The sequence below is a fragment of the Tsukamurella sputi genome, from assembly GCF_007858445.1.
In the GTDB taxonomy this organism is placed as follows: domain Bacteria; phylum Actinomycetota; class Actinomycetes; order Mycobacteriales; family Mycobacteriaceae; genus Tsukamurella; species Tsukamurella sputi.
Window position 1 is genome coordinate 351,803 of sequence record NZ_VIGV01000001.1, and the last position, 18,073, is coordinate 369,875.

Consider the following 18,073-nt stretch of genomic DNA (forward strand, 5'->3'; position numbering starts at 1 on the left):
CACGACCGTACATCGACGGGATCCCGCCCGACGCTACTTCGCGGCGGCGATCTCCGGGACGTGCGTGGCGCGCACGTAGACGGCATCTCCGTCCGCGAGGTCCAGCGCAGTGGCGTCGCCGCGGGTGATCTGCGCGTGGAAGCGCTCCCCCGTCGCGGCGTTCTTCAGCTCGACGCGGACCTCGAAGCCGAGGTAGACGACGCGCTCGACCTCGGCGCGCAGGACGCCCGCCTCCTCGGAGGTCTGCTCCCCCTGCCGGGCCAGCTCGGGGGTCCGGCCCACGCGGATGTCGTGCGGACGCACCAGCACACCGTTGAGCTTCGCCACCGAGCCGAGGAAGGACATGACGAACTCGGACTCGGGCCGGTCGTAGACGTCCGCGGGAGTGCCGACCTGCTCGATCCGGCCCTTGTTGAGCACGGCGATGCGGTCGGCGATGTCGAGCGCCTCCTGCTGGTCGTGGGTCACGATGACCGTGGTCACGTGCACCTCGTCGTGCAGGCGCCGCAGCCAGGCCCGCAGCTCGTCGCGGACCTTCGCGTCGAGCGCGCCGAAGGGCTCGTCGAGCAGCAGAACCTGCGGGTCCACCGCGAGCGCGCGCGCGAGCGCCATGCGCTGCCGCTGGCCGCCCGACAGCTGCGCCGGGTACCGGGTCTGGAACCCCGTGAGCCCGACGACCTCGAGCAGATCGTCGACCTTGGCCTTGACCTCCGCCGCCGGCCGCTTACGGATCTTCAGCCCGAAGGCGACGTTCTCGCGCACCGTCATGTGCTTGAACGCCGCGTAGTGCTGGAAGACGAAGCCGATGTCGCGCTGCTGCGGCGTCGCGTACGTCACGTCGACACCGTTGATCTCGACGAGGCCCGAGTCGAGCCGGTCGAGGCCGGCGATCGAGCGGAGCAGCGTCGACTTGCCCGAACCGGAGGGCCCGAGCAGCGCGGTCAGCGAGCCGTCGGGAATCTCCAGGGAGACATCGTCCAGGGCCGCGAAGTCGCCGTAGCGCTTGTTGGCTCCCACCACGTTAATCGTCATCGCGATTCCTCCTGCGGGTCGCTTCGAGCAAGGACATCACCACCAGCGCGACGAGCGCCAGCAGCATGAGCAGTGTCGCGGCGGCGTACGCCCCGAAGGTGTTGTAGTCGTCGTGGTTGCGCGAGCTCACCAGCAGCGTGAGCGTCTGCGAGATGCCCGGGAAGTTCGACGAGACCATGAGCACGGCGCCGTACTCGCCGAGCGCACGCGCGATGGTGAGCACCACGCCGTAGGTCAGGCCCCAGCGGATGGCGGGCAGCGTGATCCGCCAGAAGGTCTGCCAAGCGCTCGCGCCGAGGGTCGCGGCGGCCTGCTCCTGGTCCTGCCCGATCTCGTGCAGCACCGGCTCCACCTCGCGGACCACGAAGGGCAGCGTCACGAAGGTCGTGGCGAGCACCATGCCCGGGAGCCCGAAGATGATCCGGAAGCCGAGCGATTCGATGCCGCCGAACCAGCCGCCGACGCCCCACAGCATGATCAGCGCGACGCCCACGACCACGGGTGAGACGGCGAAGGGCAGATCGACCGCGGCCTGCAGCGCGGACTTGCCCCGGAACCTCCCCCGCGCCAGGGCCAGCGCCACGAGGACACCGAAGATCACGTTCAGCGGCACGACGATCGCGACGATGAGCACAGAGAGCTGCAGCGCCGAGATGGCCGCCGGGGTGGTGATCCAGGCCCAGAACTCGCCGAAGCCGCGCTCGAACGAGCGGTAGAGGATCACGCCGATCGGCAGTACCAGCAGCACCAGGAGGTACAGCAGCGCCACTGATCGCAGGCTCAGCACCGTCTTCTTGGAGAGGTTCATTCCGCGTTCTCCTCCCGCTTGGCGGTCCTCGCCCCGACGAACCGCATCACGGCCAGCAGGACGAAGGCGATGGCCAGCAGCGCCACCGAGACGGCGGAAGCCGCTACCTGGTTGTCGACCTCCAACTGCTGCTGGATGTACTGCGAGGCCACCTGGGTCTCACCCGGGATGTTGCCGCCGACGAGCACGACCGAGCCGAACTCGCCGATCGCGCGGGTGAAGGCGAGGCCGGCGCCCGACAGGATGGCCGGCAACAGCGTGGGGATGATGATCTTCGCGACGATGACCCGGTTCGGCGCGCCCAGCGACGCCGCGGCCTCCTCGACCTCGCGGTCGAGTTCGATGAGCACAGGCTGCACCTGTCGCACCACGAAGGGCAGGGTCACGAAGGCGAGCGCGATGACGATCGCCGGCTGCGTGGCGTTGAGCGTCAGCCCGATGGGGCTGTCCGGGCCGTACAGCGAGAGCAGCACGATCGACGCGACGATGGTCGGCAGAGCGAAGGGCAGGTCGATCAGAGCGTTGACGATGCCCTTGCCCGGGAAGTCGTCGCGCACCAGCACCCAGGCGATGACGGTGCCCATGACCACGTTGATCACGGTCACCAGCAGTGAGACCCACACGGTGATGACGAGCGTGGAGACGGCGTTCTTCGCGGTCAGCGCGTCCCAGAAGCCCGACCAGCCGTGGTCGAAGGCCTTGGTGGTGATCGCGGCGATGGGCAGCAGGACGATCAGCGAGATCCACAGCCACGCGACGCCGATCCGCAGCGGGTTGATGAGGCGACGCATCACTTGCCCCCACTCTTGTAGGCGGCGGCGATGGATCCCTTGTCGCCGAAGAGGGCGGCGTCCACGGCGGCCCAGCCGGTGAGGTCCTTGCCGTTGTTCTTCGCGGCCGTGCCCTTGCCGAGCACCGCGCCGAGCTCGTCGATCGTCCAGAGTCGCTGCGGCTGCGCGGGGAACAGGTGCGCGGTCTCCTCGGCGATCGCGGGATCGCCGGCACGGAAACCGGAGGCCGGGATCGCGCGCTGCGCCTCGGGCGAGAACAGGAAGCCGACGAACCGCTTGGCGGCCTCCGGCGACTGCGCGGTGTTCACGACGGCCACGGGCAGGTCGATCCGGAAGGACTGCGGCGGGATGAAGTACTCGGGCTTGCGCTTGCCGTCCTTCTCGCTCTGCCGCTGCAGCAGCACCGCTTCGCTCTCGTAGCTGAGCAGCACGTCTCCCTGCCCGGATTCGAAGGCGGAGGTGGCGTCGCGGCCCGAGCCGGGGCTCACCGTGGTGTGGTCACGGATGAGTTCTTTGACGAAGGCCAGCCCCTTCGCGGGGTCCTGGCCACCGTTCGACAGCGCGGCGTACGGGGCGAGCAGGTTCCACTTCGCCGATCCGGAGCTGGCCGGGTTCGGCGTGACCACCTCGACGCCGGGCTTGAGCAGGTCGGCCCAGTCGTGGATGCCCTTGGGGTTGCCGGGGCGGACCACGACGGCGACGAGTGAGGTGAACGGCACCGACTTGCGTGGGTACGCCTTGTCCCAGTCCTTGTCGATGAGTCCGGCCTTGACGATGCGCGTCACATCGGGCGCGACGGACATGTTCACCACATCGGCGGGTACGTGCCGCGCGACCTTGCGGGACTGGTCGCCGGAGGCGCCGTAGGACTGCGAGAAGCCCACGTCGGGGTTGCTCTGACGGAACAACGGGATGGCGACGTCGAAAGCGGGCTTGGGCGCCGCGAAGGCGACCAGGTTCACGCGCTTGTCGCCGCTGGAGATGTCCACGCCGTGCGGGTCGTCGGTGGAGCCGCCCCCACACGCCGTGAGCAGCACGGCCAGGGCGACCGCGACGATGCTCACTGCACGGCCGCGGGGGCTGGGTCGAATCACATCTCGCCGTTCTGCTCGGGACTTCGGTCAGGCGAGAATCCTACGAAGAGCGATCAGCGCAGCAGTGCCCACGCGACCACGAGCAGCACCAGCAGCGCTATCAACGCGAGCGTCACTTTCGACTTGGGCACCCACGAACGCCACCCGCCGCCTGCTTCAGACACTGTCGTCATTCCCTTCTGCAGCCCCGTGACCTGCGGCTTCGGGGCGGTGCGCCCGCGCGAGGCGGGAGTCCAGCGCGTCGGCGACGCGATCGATGAGGGCACTGAGTACGCGCACCACCAGCATTGCGATCACTGCGAGCACAACCATCACCAGGCTGACCTGCAGAACGAAGGGCAGACCCGTGAGCCACAGCTCCACCGAGTCCCACCACTGCGCGATCGTATGCACCCGGCCAGCCTAGCGACCGCCGTGCGCGAACCCCTCGCCGTGCTTCATCATGGTGTGCATGCCATCGAAGAACGACGCCCCGGCCTCCGATGCCCCCGGCCCCGAAACGCTGATCACGGACACCCCGTCCGCGGGTGACGGAGTCTTCCCGCCGATCCACGACTACGCCTTCCTCTCCGACTGCGAGAACACCTGCCTGATCGCGCGGGACGGCAGCGTCGAGTGGATGTGCATCCCCCGCCCGGACTCCCCCAGCGTCTTCGGCGCGATCCTCGATCGTGGTGCCGGTTCCTTCCGGCTCGGCCCCTACGGCGTGCGGGTCCCCGTCGACCGCCGCTACCTCCCCGGCAGCCTGATGCTGGAGACCACGTGGCAGACCTCGACCGGCTGGCTGATCGTCCGGGACGCCCTAGTGATGGGGCCCTGGCACGACACGCACACCCGGTCGCGCACGCACCGTCGGACCCCGACGGACTGGGACGCGGAGCACATCCTGCTCCGCACGGCTCGCTGCGTCTCGGGCACGGTGGAACTGCAGCTCAACTGTGAGCCGGCCTTCGACTACAACCGCGCCGGTGCCGAGTGGGCGTACTCGGGCGACGGCTACGGCGAGGCCGTGGCCACGGCGCGCACCGATTTCGGGGCGAGCCCCGAGCTGAAGCTCACGACGAACATGCGGCTGGGGCTCGAGGGCCGGGAGGCCCGCGCACACACCCGGCTCAAGGAGGGCGACGAGGTCTTCGTCGCGCTCTCATGGAGCAAGCACCCCGTGCCGCAGACCTTCCCCGAGGCCGCACAGAAGATGTGGGCCACCGCCGAGTCCTGGCGCCAGTGGATCAACCGCGGCCAGTTCCCGGACCACCCGTGGCGCACCTACCTGCAGCGGTCGGCGCTCACTCTCAAGGGCCTGACCTACTCCCCGACGGGTGCGCTGCTCGCGGCGTCCACCACGTCGCTCCCGGAGACGCCGGGCGGCGTCCGGAACTGGGACTACCGGTACGCATGGGTGCGCGACTCCACGTTCGCGCTGTGGGGCCTGTACACACTGGGCCTCGACCGGGAGGCCGAGGACTTCTTCTCCTTCATCGCCGACGTCTCGGGCGCGAACAACGGCGAGCGCCATCCCCTGCAGGTCATGTACGGGGTCGGCGGGGAACGCACGCTCATCGAGGAGGAACTCGGGCACCTCTCGGGATACGACGGTGCGCGGCCCGTCCGGATCGGGAACGGGGCCTTCGACCAGCGGCAGCACGACATCTGGGGCACCATGCTGGACTCGGTGTACCTGAACACCAAGTCCTCGGAGAGGATCCCGGAGACGCTGTGGCCGGTGCTCAAGGAGCAGGTCGAGGAGGCGCTCAAGCACTGGCGCGAACCGGACCGCGGCATCTGGGAGGTGCGCGGCGAGCCGCAGCACTTCACCAGCTCGAAGGTCATGTGCTGGGTCGCCCTCGACCGCGGGGCCAAGCTCGCGGTGATGCACGGCGAGGACGACTACGCCCGGGAGTGGGCGGAGAAGGCCGAGGTGATCAAGGCCGACATCCTCGAGCACGGGGTCGACGAGCGCGGCGTCTTCACGCAGCGCTACGGCGCCCCGGCGCTCGACGCCTCCTTGCTCCTGGTGCCGCTGCTGCGCTTCCTGCCGTCGGACGATCCGCGGGTCCGCGCGACGGTGCTCGCCATTGCGGACGAGCTCACCGAGGACGGCCTGGTGCTCCGGTACCGCGTCGAGGAGACCGACGACGGCCTCTCCGGCGAGGAGGGCACGTTCACGATCTGTTCGTTCTGGCTGGTCTCGGCGCTGGTGGAGATCGGCGAGGTGACCCGCGCGCGGGCGCTGTGCGAGCGGCTCCTGGCGTACTCCTCCCCGCTCAAGCTCTACGCGGAGGAGATCGACCCGAAGTCGGGCAAGCACCTCGGCAACTTCCCGCAGGCCTTCACTCACCTGGCGCTGATCAACGCGGTGGTGCACGTGATCCGCGCCGAGGAATCGGGGCACGATGCGTCCGCCTTCCTCCCCGCACATCACACGCCCTGAGGCCGTAGCGTGCAGTCATGCACGACGATCGGCGGCTGACCGAAGAGCGGCTCGACAGGTTCACTAGGGAGTTCCTGGACGGGGCGGTGTACTCGCATTCCGCGCCGGTCACGGTGACCGCCTGGGCGGCCCCGGGTGAACCCGTGCCCTTCGCGGAGGCGGTGGCACAGGACTTCGAGCCGATCTCCGCCGGCATGCCGTGGGGCCCGCCGTGGTCAACGACGTGGCTGCACGTCACTGGCTCGGCCCCGCAGGACTGGTCCGGTCTCACCGGGCCCGACGGTGCCGGGCACGCCCTGGAGCTGCGGGTCGAGCTGGGCTTCACCGGCGGCCCCGGGTTCAACGCCGAGGGCCTCGTGTACCGCGCGGACGGCACCGTCGTGAAGGGGATCTCGCCGTTCAACGCCTACGTACCCCTGAATCCGGCCGAGCCCCTGGACCTGTACATCGAGGCCGCCGCGAACCCCGATCTCGGCGGCGATTTCGTCTCCCCCACGCACCTGGGTGACCGCGAGACCGCGGGCGACGGTCCGCTGTACCGGCTGGGGACGATCGACCTGGCCCTGCGTGACCTGACGGTGTGGGAGCTCCAACAGGACATCTGGACGCTGAACGGCCTCATGCACGAACTGCCCTTCGACCTGCCTCGGCGCCACGAGGTGCTGCGCGCGCTGGAGCGGATGCTCGACGCGGTGGATCCGCACGACATCGCCGCGACCGCCGGCGCGGGCCGGGCGGCCCTGGCCCCCGCACTGGCCGCCCCGGCCTCCGCATCGGCGCACCGGATCACCGCGGTCGGCCACGCGCACATCGATTCCGCATGGCTGTGGCCGGTCCGCGAGACGGCGCGCAAGTGCGCCCGCACCTTCGCGAACGTCGTCGACCTGATGGACCGCGATCCGTCGTTCCGTTTCGCCTGCTCCTCGGCGCAGCAGTTCGCCTGGGTGCGCGACCGCCACCCGGAGCTGTTCGCGCGGATCAAGGACCACGTCGCGGCGGGACGGTTCGTTCCGGTCGGCGGCATGTGGGTGGAGGCCGACACCAACATGCCGGGCGGTGAGGCGATGGCGCGACAGTTCGTCGCCGGGAAGCAGTTCTTCCTGCACGAGTTCGGGATCGACACCCCGGAGGCGTGGCTGCCCGATTCCTTCGGCTACTCCGCGGCGATGCCGCAGATCGTCGCCGCCGCGGGATCGCAGTACTTCCTCACGCAGAAGCTGTCCTGGAACCAGACCAACCGGATGCCGCACTCCTCCTTCCTGTGGGAGGGCATCGACGGCACGGCGTTGTTCACGCACTTCCCGCCCGTCGACAAGTACAACTCGGATCTGTCGGGCGCGGATCTCGCGCGGGCCCAGAAGAACTACCGCGAGCAGGGCATCGGCACCCGCTCGCTCGTCCCCTTCGGCTGGGGCGACGGTGGCGGCGGCCCCACCCGGGAGATGCTCGCCGCAGCCACGCGCACGACATCGCTGGACGGTTCGCCGACGGTCACCGTCGGCACGCCCGTGGAGTTCTTCGAGGCGGCGCGGGCGGAGTACGGGCCGGACGGAAGCGCCACCGCGCCACCGCGCTGGGTCGGCGAGCTGTATCTGGAGTTCCACCGCGGCACGTACACCTCGCAGGCGAACACCAAGCAGGGCAATCGCCGCAGCGAGCACCTGCTGCGCGAGGCCGAGCTGTGGGCGGCGACGGCCGCCGTGCGCACCGGATTCGACTACCCGGCCGAGGAGCTCGAGGAGATCTGGCATCTGGTGCTGCTCCAGCAGTTCCACGACATCCTCCCCGGTAGCTCCATCGCGTGGGTGCACCAGGACGCCGAACGGAACTACGCGGCGATCGCCCGGCGATTGGAGGGCATCATCGGCGGCGCCCTGAGCGCCCTGGCCGGAATCGGCGGCGCGGCCGACGCGGTACCGCGCGCCGCGGGCACTGCTTCCCGGCAACTCGTCTTCAACGCCGCGCCACACGCCCGCGACGGGGTCCCCGCGTTGGGCGCGGCCGTGATCGAGCCCGGCGCGCCGATCGCCCCGGTGGCCGAGGGCGGCGGATTCCGGCTCGACAACGGCATCGTCTCCGCACTGATCGACGCGCGCGGCCTCCTCGTCTCCCTGGTCGATGCCGCTACCGGGCGAGAGGCCCTGGCGGCACCCGGCAATCTGCTCCAGCTGCATCGCGACATCCCGAATCACTGGGAGGCCTGGGACATCGACTCGTTCTACCGCCGCGACGTGGCCGACCTGGTCGACGCGGATTCCGTGTCCGTGGAGGACGACGCCGTGGTGGTGCGCCGCAGGTTCGGCGATTCGACGATCACGCAGCGGATCAGTCTGCTCGCCGGATCGCCCGCCGTCGACATCGTCAACGAGATCGACTGGCACGAGCGGCAGAAGCTGCTCAAGCTGGCCTTCCCCCTCGACGTGCACGCGGACCGCAGTGCCGCTGAGACCCAGTTCGGCCACGTCTTCCGGCCGACGCACGCGAACACGTCCTGGGACGCAGCGAAGTTCGAGATCTGCGCGCACCGCTGGGTGCACGTCGGCGAGCCCGATTACGGCGTGGCCATCGCGAACGATTCCACGTACGGCCACGACATCACCCGCCGCGCCGGTGAATCCGGCGCCGGCACCGTCGTGCGGCTGTCACTGCTCCGCGCCCCCCGGTACCCCGATCCCGAGACAGATCAGGGCTTCCACCGCCTCGCCGTCTCGGTGCGCCCCGGCGCGACGATCGGCGATGCCGTCGAGGAGGGCTACCGCCGTAACCTCGCTCCGCGAACAGTGGCCGGCACCGCGAGCACCGTCGCGCCTCTCGTCGTGCTCGATCATCCCGGCGTGATCGTGGAAGCGGTCAAGCTGGCGGCGGATGGCAGTGGCGATGTGATCGTGCGCCTCTACGAGTCCCGCGGCACGCGTGCGGCCGCCTCCCTGCACGCCGACTTCGAGTACACGTCGCTGGTGCGCACGGACCTGCTGGAGCGCCCAGTCGCCGATCCTGAGCCCGCTGGCGACGTACGACTGACGCTGCGCCCCTTCCAGATCGTGACGTTGCGCATCCGCCGCTAGCGTGGCCGGAATCACCTCGACGCACCGGATCCAGAGCGATAGATTGAAGGATCGTTCCTATCAACCATGACTCTTCGAGCTCAGGAGGTCGAGATGCTCAGCGTGCTGGCATTGATCGCGTTCATCGTCTTTCTCGTCTGGCTGACCAGCGACCGGGACGGCCTGGATTTCCGCGCCCGCGACGTCCACCGCGCCCAGGCCGAGCGGGACAGCCGGACGAACCAGTGGGGCGTCATCGTCTCCTGACACCCACCGTCGCGATCACGTCCCGTCGACGCTCTGCCCGTGCTCGGCCGCACGCGTCACGATGTGACCGCCGAGGTCGAGCGCATCCCGGAGAAACACCCGGATGCGCTCGACCTCTCGTACAGCACAATCCAGCAGCACCTTGATCTCTGCGTCGCCCTTGCGCGGGTCAGCGGTCAGCGCGACCGCGACGACGCCCGCACCGGTGGCCGAGCCGACGAAGACATCGATCCCTTCGCCGTCGCCGCCGGTGGTTCCGGCGAGGTATCCGTAGTCGAACGGATAGACGATCTCCGAATGCCGGGGATGCGCGGAACCACGCGGGCGGTCGATGATCACCTCCGAGTCGCGCACGATCTCGTCGAGGGCGCGGAAGTACCGGTCGGAGGCGGCGTCCCGCATCGCTACGCCGTGAGCCCCCGCCGCTCCAGCAGCGGCGTGATGTCGGGATCGGCTCCGCGGAAGTCGCGGTAGGCCTGGGACGCGTCCACACTGCCACCGCGGGAGAGCACTGCGGCGCGAAGCTTCTCGCCGTTTTCGCGCGTCGGACCGTCGTGCGCGGTGAACCACGCCGAGGCGTCGGCGTCGAGCACCTCCGACCAGATGTAGCTGTAGTAGCCGGCGCTGTACCCGCCCGAGAAGATGTGGTTGAAGAACGGTCCGCGGTACCGCGGCGGCACGCCGGCCACGTCCAGCCCCACGTCCGCCAGCGCTGCGGCCTCGAAGGCCTCGACGTCCGCGACGACGGTGCCCGGCGCGATCGTGTGCCAGGCCAGGTCGATCACAGCCGCCGCCAGGTACTCGACGGTGCCGAAACCCTCACCCCGCGTGCCGGGCTCGAGCACCGACTGCCGCAATCCCGCCGGCAGCGGCTCCCCCGTCCGGTGGTGCCGGGCGTAGCCGTCGAGGATCGTGGGCCACGCCGCGAACATCTCGTTGAACTGCGAAGGGAACTCGACGAAGTCGCGCGGCACGCTGGTGCCCGAGAAGTACGGGTAGGTCACCTCCGAGAGCAGGCCGTGCAGCGCGTGCCCGAACTCATGGAAGACGGTGGTCACCTCGTCGCGGCTCAGCAGCGCGGGACGCCCCGCAGGCGGCTTCACGAAGTTGCAGACGTTGATGATCACCGGCTGCGCGTCGAGGAGACCGGACTGATCGACGAAGCTCGTCATCCACGCCCCGCCGCGCTTGCTCGGGCGCGCGAAGTAGTCCCCGATGAACAGGCCCAGCGGCGCACCGTCGGGGCCCGTGACCTGCCACGCCCGCGCGTCCGGATGGTGCAGGGCGAGGTCGGTCCGCTCGCTGAATCCCAGCCCGTACATGCGGGAAGCCGCCTCGAAGACGCCCTTGTTCACCACGGCGTCCAGCTCCAGGTACTCGTTCAGTGCCGGTCCGGAAGCGTCCTCAACGGATTGCGCTCGTTGCTCGGCGATCCGGGCGTAGAAGGGCCAATCCCAGGCCTCGATCTCGTGCCCCGCAATCTCTTCCAGCTCGGCACGTTCGGCGGCGGCGTTGCGCGCGGCGGGTACGGCCAGCTCGCGCAGCATGTCCAACGCCGCCTCCGCGGTGCCGGCGGTCTGGTCGGCGATCTGATAGGCGGCGTGGTGCGGATAACCGAAGAGGGCCGCCCGCTCGGCGCGCAGGCCCGCGACCCGGGCGATCAGCTCACGGGTGTCGTTCTCATCGCCGCGGGTGTTGCGGGCCGACGACGCCTCGTACACCTTCCGCCGCGACTCCCGGTCCGTCAGTCGTGCGAGGTTGGGCTGGTTGAGCGGGTACCCGAGCGCCAACAGGTACCCCTTGCGTCCCGCGGCCTCGGCGGCGGCACGAGCGGCCGCGACGGTGTCGTCGTCCAATCCGGCGAGCTCGGACTCGGTCGCGAAGGGCACCGCCGAGGCATTGGTCTCGGCGAGCGTGCGCCGGGAGAACTCGGTGGTGAGCTCGGCGAGCTCGGTGTTGACGGCCTTGAGCCGGTCCTGCGCCTCGGCGTCGAGCCCGGCACCTGCGCGCGTGAAGCGGAGGTGGTAGCGCTCGAGCAACCGCAGCTGCTCGGCATCGAGGCCGAGGTCGGCGCGTCGGCCGTACAGCGCATCGATCCGCCCGAACAGCGCTGCGTCCATGAGGATCGCGTCGAAGTGCGCCGACCACTGCGGCGAGATCGCGGCCTGCGCCGCCTCGAGCGCATCGGTCCGGTCCGTCGACGTCAGCGAGAAGAAGACGGCGGCGACGCGCCCCAGCTCCTGTCCGGCGCGCTCCATCGCCTCGACCGTATTCGCGAACGTGGCGGGCTCGGGATTCGCGGCGATCGCCGAAATCTCCCGACGGTGCCGGGCGAACCCCTCGGCGAACGCCTGCTCGTAGTCGACGTCCGCGAACGCGGCGAAGTCGGGCAGGGAGAAGGGCAGGGTGCTGGGTGCGAGAACGGCGTCGACGGTCACTCCCCGAACCTACCTTCCTCGCCCGCTCGCCTTCCCCGCGAAGACGGGGAGATTGCGGGCGAGATCTGAGTAGTTCCACGGATCTCCCGCGGTCGCCGCCCGGCGAAGCTGGATCCCATGAGCGATCCGCGTGGTAGCACTGTGAACCGGCCCGACCGACCGGTCCTCGATCCGATCCTCGGTGCGCTTCTCCTCTGCGCACTGGGCGTCGCGGACCTCATCGCGATCCTGTGGGCCTCGCTCGCATTCGCGATGGCGTCCGACCCGTGCGCCTGGGGCGACTGCGCGTCGACGGGGTGGCCCCGGGTCGGCATCGCCGTCGCCACCGGCAGCGCGGGGCTCGGCGTGCTCATCGCACTCGTCGGGTACGGCCGCGCGCTCGACGAAGGGAGGACCACCATCGGCTGGCCGTTCGTCGGTTTCGCCTTCACCGTGGTCGGGTGGAAGGTCGGCGCATGGCTCGCCGCTCCGGTCTGGTGATCGGTCAGTCCGTGATGTTGATGCCCAGGTGCGCGGCGAAGACCTCTGCGAGGCCGACCACCTGCAGGTGCGACATGGTGGCACCGGCGATTCCCTCGACGCCGCGGATCCGCTCGACCTGTAGCCCCCGCAGGTCGACGTGCTGCAGCTTCGCGCGAGTCACGTCCAGCTCACCTGCGCGGCAGTCCTCGAACGCGACCCGCGTCAGGGTCGCGTCGGCGGCGTCGATCCCGTCGAGCATGCAGCCGCGGAAGATGACGTCCGTGAGGCCGGCGCCGCGCAGGTTCACGAAGCCCAGCCGGACGTCGGTGAAGACCACGGACCGCAGCTTCGAGTCCATGAGTTCGACGGCGCCGATCCGGGCATCGTCGACCTCCACCTGACGGAAGGTCGAGCGGGATGCGCGGAAGCCCGTGGCGAACAGCGACGCGATGCGGGTCTCGAGGAACGACGAATCGGTGAAAACCGCGTCGCGCACCTCCCAGCCCGTGAGTTCGCACTCACTGAAGGTGATCCCGCTCAGGTCGCGACCCTTGACGGTCGGCTCGGCGAACCGCTGCCGATCGTGCACGTCCCCGGGCACGAGCTCGTCGGTGACGCCGTCCTCCAGGTCGTTCAGGCGCAACGGCAGGATCTTCGGTGCGACGAGGCCGGCCATCAGTCGAGCACTCCCGCAACGGCGCGCAGCCGCGCCGCGGCCTCGGCGGCGATGGACTCGACCACCTCGCGGGCGGGCCGCACCGCATCGACCAGGCCCGCCGCCTGGCCCGCGTAGACCACGCCGATCTCGGGCATCGCACCGTCGTACGCGGCGCTGATCGCCTCCTCCGTCCCGGTGGACGAAACCACGCCGTCGCCGTCGTGCCACCGCTCGGTGAAGTCGTTGGTGAGCGCCCGGCCGAACCACCGGGTGGGCCAGGGCTGGTGCCGGGCCTTGTCGAAGACGTCGGTGTACACGGTGTCGGCGCTGCGCGCCTTGAGCAATGCCGGGATCGCGTAGTCGGGGCCCACGGTCTCCGGCGAAGCGAGCAGCGCGGTGCCGATCAACGCGCCCTGAGCTCCCGCGGCGAGGACTGCGGCGAGGCCGGCACCGGTGCCGATCCCGCCCGCCGCGAGCACCGGAAGCTCCGTGGCGCGCAGTACCTCCTGCAACAGTGGCAGCGTCGCGATCCGGCCGGTGTGCCCGCCCGCCTCGCCGCCCTGGGCGACCACGGCATCGACTCCCGCCGCCTCCACTTCGCGCAGGTCCTCGACGGAATTGATCTGGGAGATCACCACGGCGCCGGCGTCCTTGCACCGCTGCACGAAGGGCGCCGGATCACCGAAGGAGAGCGAGACCAGCTTCGGCTTCGCCGCGAGCACGGAATCGAGAAGTTCAGGACTGTCCGCCAGCGACCAGGTCTGCAGGCCGAAGGCGAGCGGTGCGGCTTCCCCCGCGGCGGCACGGATCACCCGCAGTTGCTCGTCGATCCACTCGGGCGTGGCGTACCGCGCGGCACCGATCATGCCCAGGCCACCCGCGGCGGTCACCTGCCCTGCGAGTTCGCCTCCGGCGCGCCCGCCCATCGGGGCGCCGAGGATCGGCAGATCGATGGCCAGGGTGCGCGTCAGCCAGGTGTTCCACACACAGACGAGGCTACGCCCGTGGCAGGATTCCGCCATGGGCACCACCGCATCCGCCGATCCCGAGGTCCGCCTCCTCCGCGCACTCCGCCTCCGCGCGCAGGGCCTGGTTCCGGGCGTGCAGGACTGGCGCACGGCGCAGGACGCGGCCCGGGGCATGCTCGCGATCCAGGCGCAGGACGCTGCTGCCGCGCGGTTCGCGCTCTCGTTGCGCGCGTCGGAGCACCCCGACGACGCCCGGGTGCTCGCCGATCTCGCGGAGCGACGCCTCACCCGCAACCGCCCCATGCGCGGCACCCTGCAGATCACCGCGCCCGAGGATCTGCACTGGCTCAGCGCGGCACTCACCGTGCGGTCCCGCGCCGACGCGGCCAAGCGGAGACCCCGGCTCGGCATCACGGAGCCGATGATGGCCGACGCCGAGAAGGTGATCCGGGCGCAGCTCGCGGACGGCCGGTCGATGACTCGCCCCGAGCTGGTCGCGGCGTGCGCGGATGCCGGCCTCCCGCTGGACAACGCGCAGACCGGCCACATCTTGCGCGACCTCACGGAGCTCATGGCGATCGTCTTCGCCGACCCCACCTCGAAGACCGACGCCTTCGCGCTCGCCGACGAGTGGATCGCCGACCGCCACGAGCCGGACCACGCTCTGGGCGAGATGGTTTCGCGATTCGTCGCCGCCCGCGGCCCCGTCACGCGCCAGGACATCGGCAAGTGGGCGTACCTGCCGATGGGCGCGGTCGATGAGGGCATCGAAGCCGCGGGCGGGTCCGTCGGAACCGAGACGATCGCGGGCACCCGGTACCTGGTCACGCCCGGCACCGTCGACATCACGGACGCACAGGTCGACGAGGCGCTCGCGACGCCCCTCCTGCTGCCCGGATTCGACGAGTACATCATCGGATACGGCTCTCGCGCACCGCAGCTCGACGAGGAGTACCTCACGCGGATCATCCCCGGACGCAACGGCGTCTTCAAGCCGATGGTCGTCGTCGACGGCGAGATCGTGGGCACGTGGAGCCGGAAGGCGACGGCGAAGAAGGTCACCGTCGAACTCGAGCCGTTCACCACGATCACCGTGGCGACGCGCAAGCGCCTCGCCGGGCCCGCGCGCGCCTACGGACGGTTCCTCGGGCTGGAGGCGACACTCGCCTGAGGAGTCAGTCCAGACGCCAATCCTCGTAGGCGCGAGGATCGTCGATGGGCTCGATGTGCACGGTGATCCGCAGGTCCTCGAAGAGGGTGTCGAGATCGACCTCGACCTCCTCCGTCACATCGTGCGCACGCTGCACGGTCCAGTCCCCCGGCACCAGCATGTGCAGCTGGAGGAACCTCTCGTGCCCGGACTCGCGGGTCCGGACGTCGTGGAAGTCGATGCCCCGGGCCCGATGGCGGTCGAGCACCGCGTCGATCTGCGCCCGCTCGTCGGGCGGCAGCGCTGCGTCCATCAGGCCGGCGCCCGACTGCCACACCAGGCGCGCCCCCACGACCAGGATGTTCACCGCGACGGCGATGGCGATCAGCGGGTCGAGCGGCAACCAGCCGGTGAGCGCCACCAGCAGCACGCCCACGATCACCCCGACGGTGGTCCACACATCAGTGAGCAGGTGCTTACCGTCGGCCTGCAGCGCCAGCGACCGGTGCCGGCGCCCCACGCGGATCAGGTAGAGCCCGACCAGGCCGTTGAGCACCGTTGCCGCGACCGAGATCGCGAGGCCCAGCCCGACCTGTTCGAGTTCCCGTGGATTGAACAGTCGATCGACAGCGGAGACCAGGATGACCACCGCGGCCACGACGATCATCACGCCCTCGAGCACCGCCGAGAAGTACTCGGCCTTGGTGTGCCCGAAGTTGTGGTCGTGGTCGGCCGGCTTCGCGACCACCTTGAGCGCGACGAACGCGGCGATCGCGGCCACCACGTTGACCGAGGACTCCGCGGCGTCGGAGAGCAGGCCGACGGAGCCCGTCAGGCGCCACGCGAGAATCTTCAGGCCGATCACGACCAGCGAGGTCACGATCGAGAGCAGGGCGTAGCGCGACAGGTCCTCGCGGACCCGCGGCGCGCCACCGGACGGTGCGTCGGTCACCGTCGGGACATTACTTGCCCTTCGGCTTGTCCGCCGAGGCGTCGGACGAGAGCGCGGCGACGAAGGCCTCCTGCGGCACGTCGACCCGGCCGATCGTCTTCATGCGCTTCTTGCCCTCCTTCTGCTTCTCGAGCAGCTTGCGCTTACGGCTGATGTCGCCGCCGTAGCACTTGGCGAGCACGTCCTTGCGGATGGCGCGGATGTTCTCGCGGGCGATGATCTTCGAGCCGATCGCGGCCTGCACCGGCACCTCGAACTGCTGGCGCGGGATCAGCTCCTTGAGCTTGACCGTCATCTTGTTGCCGTACGCCTGCGCGCCGTCGCGGTGCACGATCGCGCTGAAGGCGTCCACGGCCTCGCCCTGCAGCAGGATGTCGACCTTGACCAGATCGGACTGCTGCTCGCCCGACTCCTCGTAGTCGAGCGAGGCGTAGCCACGGGTGCGGGACTTGAGGGAGTCGAAGAAGTCGAAGATGATCTCGGCCATCGGCAGTGTGTAGCGCAGCTCCACGCGGCTCTCGGACAGGTAGTCCATGCCCCCGAGCTCGCCGCGCCGTGCCTGGCACAGCTCCATGATGGTGCCGACGAACTCGCTGGGCGCGATGATCGTGGTCTTGGTGATCGGCTCGTAGGTCTCGCGCAGCTTCCCGTCCGGCCAGTCCGACGGGTTGGTGACGGTCTGCTCCTTACCGTCCTCGCCGACGACGCGGTAGACCACGTTGGGCGAGGTGGAGATCAGGTCGAGGCCGAACTCGCGCTGCAGTCGCTCGCGGGTGATCTCCATGTGCAGCAGCCCGAGGAAGCCGCAGCGGAAGCCGAAGCCGAGCGCCACCGAGGTCTCGGGCTCGTAGGTGAGCGCGGCATCGTTGAGCTGCAGCTTGTCGAGGGCCTCGCGCAGGGCCGGGTAGTCCGAGCCGTCCACGGGGTACAGACCCGAGTAGACCATCGGGCGCGGCTCCTGGTAGCCCGTGAGGGCCTCCTCGGCACCGTTGCGAGCCGAGGTGACGGTGTCGCCGACCTTCGACTGGCGCACGTCCTTGACGCCGGTGATCAGGTAGCCCACCTCGCCGACGCCGAGGCCCTTCGTGGCCTTCGGCTCGGGCGAGACGATGCCCACCTCGAGCAGCTCGTGGGTCGCGCCGGTCGACATCATCTTGATCTTCTCGCGCGGGACGATCTTGCCGTCCACCACGCGGATGTAGGTCACGACGCCGCGGTAGGTGTCGTAGACCGAGTCGAAGATCATGGCGCGGGCGGGCGCGTCGGCATCGCCGACGGGGGCCGGGACCCGCTCGATCACACGGTCGAGGAGGGCGTCGACACCCGCGCCGGTCTTGCCGGAGACGCGCAGCACATCGTCCGGCTCGCAGCCGATGATGTGGGCGATCTCCTCGGCGTAGCGGTCCGGGTCGGCGGCGGGCAGGTCGATCTTGTTGAGGACCGGGATGATCTCCAGGTCCTTGTCCATCGCCAGGTACAGGTTGGCGAGGGTCTGCGCCTCGATGCCCTGCGCGGCGTCCACCAGCAGCACCGCGCCCTCGCAGGCCTCGAGCGCGCGGGAGACCTCGTAGGTGAAGTCGACGTGGCCGGGCGTGTCGATCAAGTGCAGGACGTAATCGGTGTCGCCGACCTTCCACGGCAGGCGCACGTTCTGCGCCTTGATGGTGATGCCGCGCTCGCGCTCGATGTCCATGCGGTCGAGGTACTGCGCCCGCATGGCACGCTCCTCGACCACACCCGTGAGCTGCAGCATCCGGTCGGCCAGGGTCGACTTGCCGTGGTCGATGTGCGCGATGATGCAGAAGTTCCGGATCCTCGTGGGGTCCGTGAAGGTGGTGTCGGCGAAGCTGGGAATCGGTCTCACTCCTCGGGCGGCTGGCCGGGGGTCCGGCACACGTCACCCTTCAGTTTCTCATGCCCGGAAGGATCACTGCTCCGCAGGCACGGCTGATCACCGAGTTCGTCCGGTTCGACCACT

16 protein-coding genes are annotated in these 18,073 nt (G+C 69.7%); 5 read left to right on the forward strand and 11 right to left on the reverse strand.

Going from position 1 to position 18,073, the window contains the following annotated elements; all coding sequences use genetic code 11:
* Nucleotides 1–33 precede the first annotated feature (33 nt).
* From FK268_RS01740 to FK268_RS01760, 5 genes are all read right to left on the reverse strand, one after another.
* Nucleotides 34–1,032: a sulfate/molybdate ABC transporter ATP-binding protein gene (locus FK268_RS01740; RefSeq protein ID WP_146430517.1), complete on the reverse strand. Its 999-nt coding sequence runs from the start codon at nt 1,030–1,032 to the stop codon at nt 34–36.
* Complete coding sequence (gene cysW / locus FK268_RS01745; RefSeq protein ID WP_146430519.1) at nt 1,022–1,840, reverse strand: sulfate ABC transporter permease subunit CysW; 819 nt, start codon at nt 1,838–1,840, stop codon at nt 1,022–1,024. The genes FK268_RS01740 and cysW overlap by 11 nt, the downstream gene beginning before the upstream one ends.
* Complete coding sequence (gene cysT, locus FK268_RS01750) at nt 1,837–2,631, reverse strand: sulfate ABC transporter permease subunit CysT (RefSeq protein WP_146430520.1); 795 nt, start codon at nt 2,629–2,631, stop codon at nt 1,837–1,839. Before cysT ends, cysW begins: the two co-directional genes overlap by 4 nt.
* A complete protein-coding gene (locus FK268_RS01755; protein ID WP_231706878.1) occupies nt 2,631–3,695 on the reverse strand; it encodes a sulfate ABC transporter substrate-binding protein in 1,065 nt (354 codons plus the stop codon). Before FK268_RS01755 ends, cysT begins: the two co-directional genes overlap by 1 nt.
* A 186-nt stretch (nt 3,696–3,881) precedes the next feature.
* Nucleotides 3,882–4,118: a hypothetical protein gene (locus FK268_RS01760; protein ID WP_146430523.1), complete on the reverse strand. Its 237-nt coding sequence runs from the start codon at nt 4,116–4,118 to the stop codon at nt 3,882–3,884.
* A gap of 49 nt (nt 4,119–4,167) precedes the next feature.
* On the opposite strand from FK268_RS01760, the gene FK268_RS01765 reads away from it, so the two are divergent.
* The 3 genes from FK268_RS01765 to FK268_RS01775 all read left to right on the forward strand — a co-directional run bounded on the left by FK268_RS01765 (nt 4,168) and on the right by FK268_RS01775 (nt 9,467).
* On the forward strand, nt 4,168–6,156 hold the full coding sequence (locus FK268_RS01765; protein ID WP_438695954.1) for a glycoside hydrolase family 15 protein: 1,989 nt from the start codon (nt 4,168–4,170) through the stop codon (nt 6,154–6,156).
* A gap of 17 nt (nt 6,157–6,173) precedes the next feature.
* Nucleotides 6,174–9,221: an alpha-mannosidase gene (locus tag FK268_RS01770; protein ID WP_146430525.1), complete on the forward strand. Its 3,048-nt coding sequence runs from the start codon at nt 6,174–6,176 to the stop codon at nt 9,219–9,221.
* 66 nt (nt 9,222–9,287) lie between these two features.
* On the forward strand, nt 9,288–9,467 hold the full coding sequence (locus tag FK268_RS01775) for a hypothetical protein (protein WP_146430527.1): 180 nt from the start codon (nt 9,288–9,290) through the stop codon (nt 9,465–9,467).
* A 15-nt stretch (nt 9,468–9,482) separates the two neighbouring features.
* Here FK268_RS01775 and FK268_RS01780 read toward each other — a convergent pair whose 3' ends face one another.
* A complete protein-coding gene (locus tag FK268_RS01780) occupies nt 9,483–9,869 on the reverse strand; it encodes an inorganic pyrophosphatase (RefSeq protein ID WP_146430528.1) in 387 nt (128 codons plus the stop codon).
* 2 nt (nt 9,870–9,871) lie between these two features.
* The gene (locus FK268_RS01785; RefSeq protein ID WP_146430530.1) at nt 9,872–11,905 is read right to left on the reverse strand and encodes a M3 family metallopeptidase; all 2,034 of its coding nucleotides are present in this window, start codon (nt 11,903–11,905) and stop codon (nt 9,872–9,874) included.
* A gap of 117 nt (nt 11,906–12,022) precedes the next feature.
* Here FK268_RS01785 and FK268_RS01790 point away from each other — a divergent pair, with 117 nt between their 5' ends.
* Nucleotides 12,023–12,385 (forward strand): hypothetical protein, encoded by a 363-nt coding sequence (locus FK268_RS01790; protein ID WP_146430532.1) that lies wholly within the window; start codon nt 12,023–12,025, stop codon nt 12,383–12,385.
* Nucleotides 12,386–12,389: 4 nt separating this feature from the next.
* On the opposite strand, the gene FK268_RS01795 is transcribed toward FK268_RS01790, so the two are convergent.
* Both FK268_RS01795 and FK268_RS01800 read right to left on the reverse strand, forming a co-directional pair.
* Nucleotides 12,390–13,043: a pentapeptide repeat-containing protein gene (locus tag FK268_RS01795; protein ID WP_146430533.1), complete on the reverse strand. Its 654-nt coding sequence runs from the start codon at nt 13,041–13,043 to the stop codon at nt 12,390–12,392.
* Nucleotides 13,043–14,047, reverse strand: coding sequence for an NAD(P)H-dependent flavin oxidoreductase (locus FK268_RS01800; RefSeq protein ID WP_193560227.1), 1,005 nt, complete (start codon nt 14,045–14,047; stop codon nt 13,043–13,045). The genes FK268_RS01795 and FK268_RS01800 overlap by 1 nt, the downstream gene beginning before the upstream one ends.
* Between FK268_RS01800 and FK268_RS01805 the strand changes: the two genes are divergently transcribed.
* Nucleotides 14,046–15,164, forward strand: a complete 1,119-nt coding sequence (locus FK268_RS01805) for a winged helix DNA-binding domain-containing protein (protein WP_146430536.1) — start codon at nt 14,046–14,048, stop codon at nt 15,162–15,164. The two genes, FK268_RS01800 and FK268_RS01805, sit on opposite strands and share 2 nt — an antisense overlap.
* A 4-nt stretch (nt 15,165–15,168) precedes the next feature.
* On the opposite strand, the gene FK268_RS01810 is transcribed toward FK268_RS01805, so the two are convergent.
* Both FK268_RS01810 and lepA read right to left on the reverse strand, forming a co-directional pair.
* Nucleotides 15,169–16,095, reverse strand: coding sequence for a cation diffusion facilitator family transporter (locus tag FK268_RS01810; protein ID WP_146430538.1), 927 nt, complete (start codon nt 16,093–16,095; stop codon nt 15,169–15,171).
* A gap of 10 nt (nt 16,096–16,105) precedes the next feature.
* Nucleotides 16,106–17,959 (reverse strand): translation elongation factor 4, encoded by a 1,854-nt coding sequence (gene lepA, locus FK268_RS01815; RefSeq protein ID WP_166443437.1) that lies wholly within the window; start codon nt 17,957–17,959, stop codon nt 16,106–16,108.
* Nucleotides 17,960–18,073: the final 114 nt, after the last annotated feature.

Bases quoted from the DNA above. Each gene is read 5' to 3' on its own strand.
- FK268_RS01740 (WP_146430517.1), bottom strand. From the start codon at position 1,032: ATGACGATTAACGTGGTGGGAGCCAACAAGCGCTACGGCGACTTCGCG.
- cysW (WP_146430519.1), bottom strand. From the start codon at position 1,840: ATGAACCTCTCCAAGAAGACGGTGCTGAGCCTGCGATCAGTGGCGCTG.
- cysT (WP_146430520.1), bottom strand. From the start codon at position 2,631: ATGCGTCGCCTCATCAACCCGCTGCGGATCGGCGTCGCGTGGCTGTGG.
- FK268_RS01765 (WP_438695954.1), top strand. From the start codon at position 4,168: ATGGTGTGCATGCCATCGAAGAACGACGCCCCGGCCTCCGATGCCCCC.
- FK268_RS01770 (WP_146430525.1), top strand. From the start codon at position 6,174: ATGCACGACGATCGGCGGCTGACCGAAGAGCGGCTCGACAGGTTCACT.
- FK268_RS01775 (WP_146430527.1), top strand. From the start codon at position 9,288: ATGACTCTTCGAGCTCAGGAGGTCGAGATGCTCAGCGTGCTGGCATTG.
- FK268_RS01780 (WP_146430528.1), bottom strand. From the start codon at position 9,869: ATGCGGGACGCCGCCTCCGACCGGTACTTCCGCGCCCTCGACGAGATC.
- FK268_RS01790 (WP_146430532.1), top strand. From the start codon at position 12,023: ATGAGCGATCCGCGTGGTAGCACTGTGAACCGGCCCGACCGACCGGTC.
- FK268_RS01795 (WP_146430533.1), bottom strand. From the start codon at position 13,043: ATGGCCGGCCTCGTCGCACCGAAGATCCTGCCGTTGCGCCTGAACGAC.
- FK268_RS01805 (WP_146430536.1), top strand. From the start codon at position 14,046: ATGGGCACCACCGCATCCGCCGATCCCGAGGTCCGCCTCCTCCGCGCA.
- FK268_RS01800 (WP_193560227.1), bottom strand. From the start codon at position 14,047: ATGGCGGAATCCTGCCACGGGCGTAGCCTCGTCTGTGTGTGGAACACC.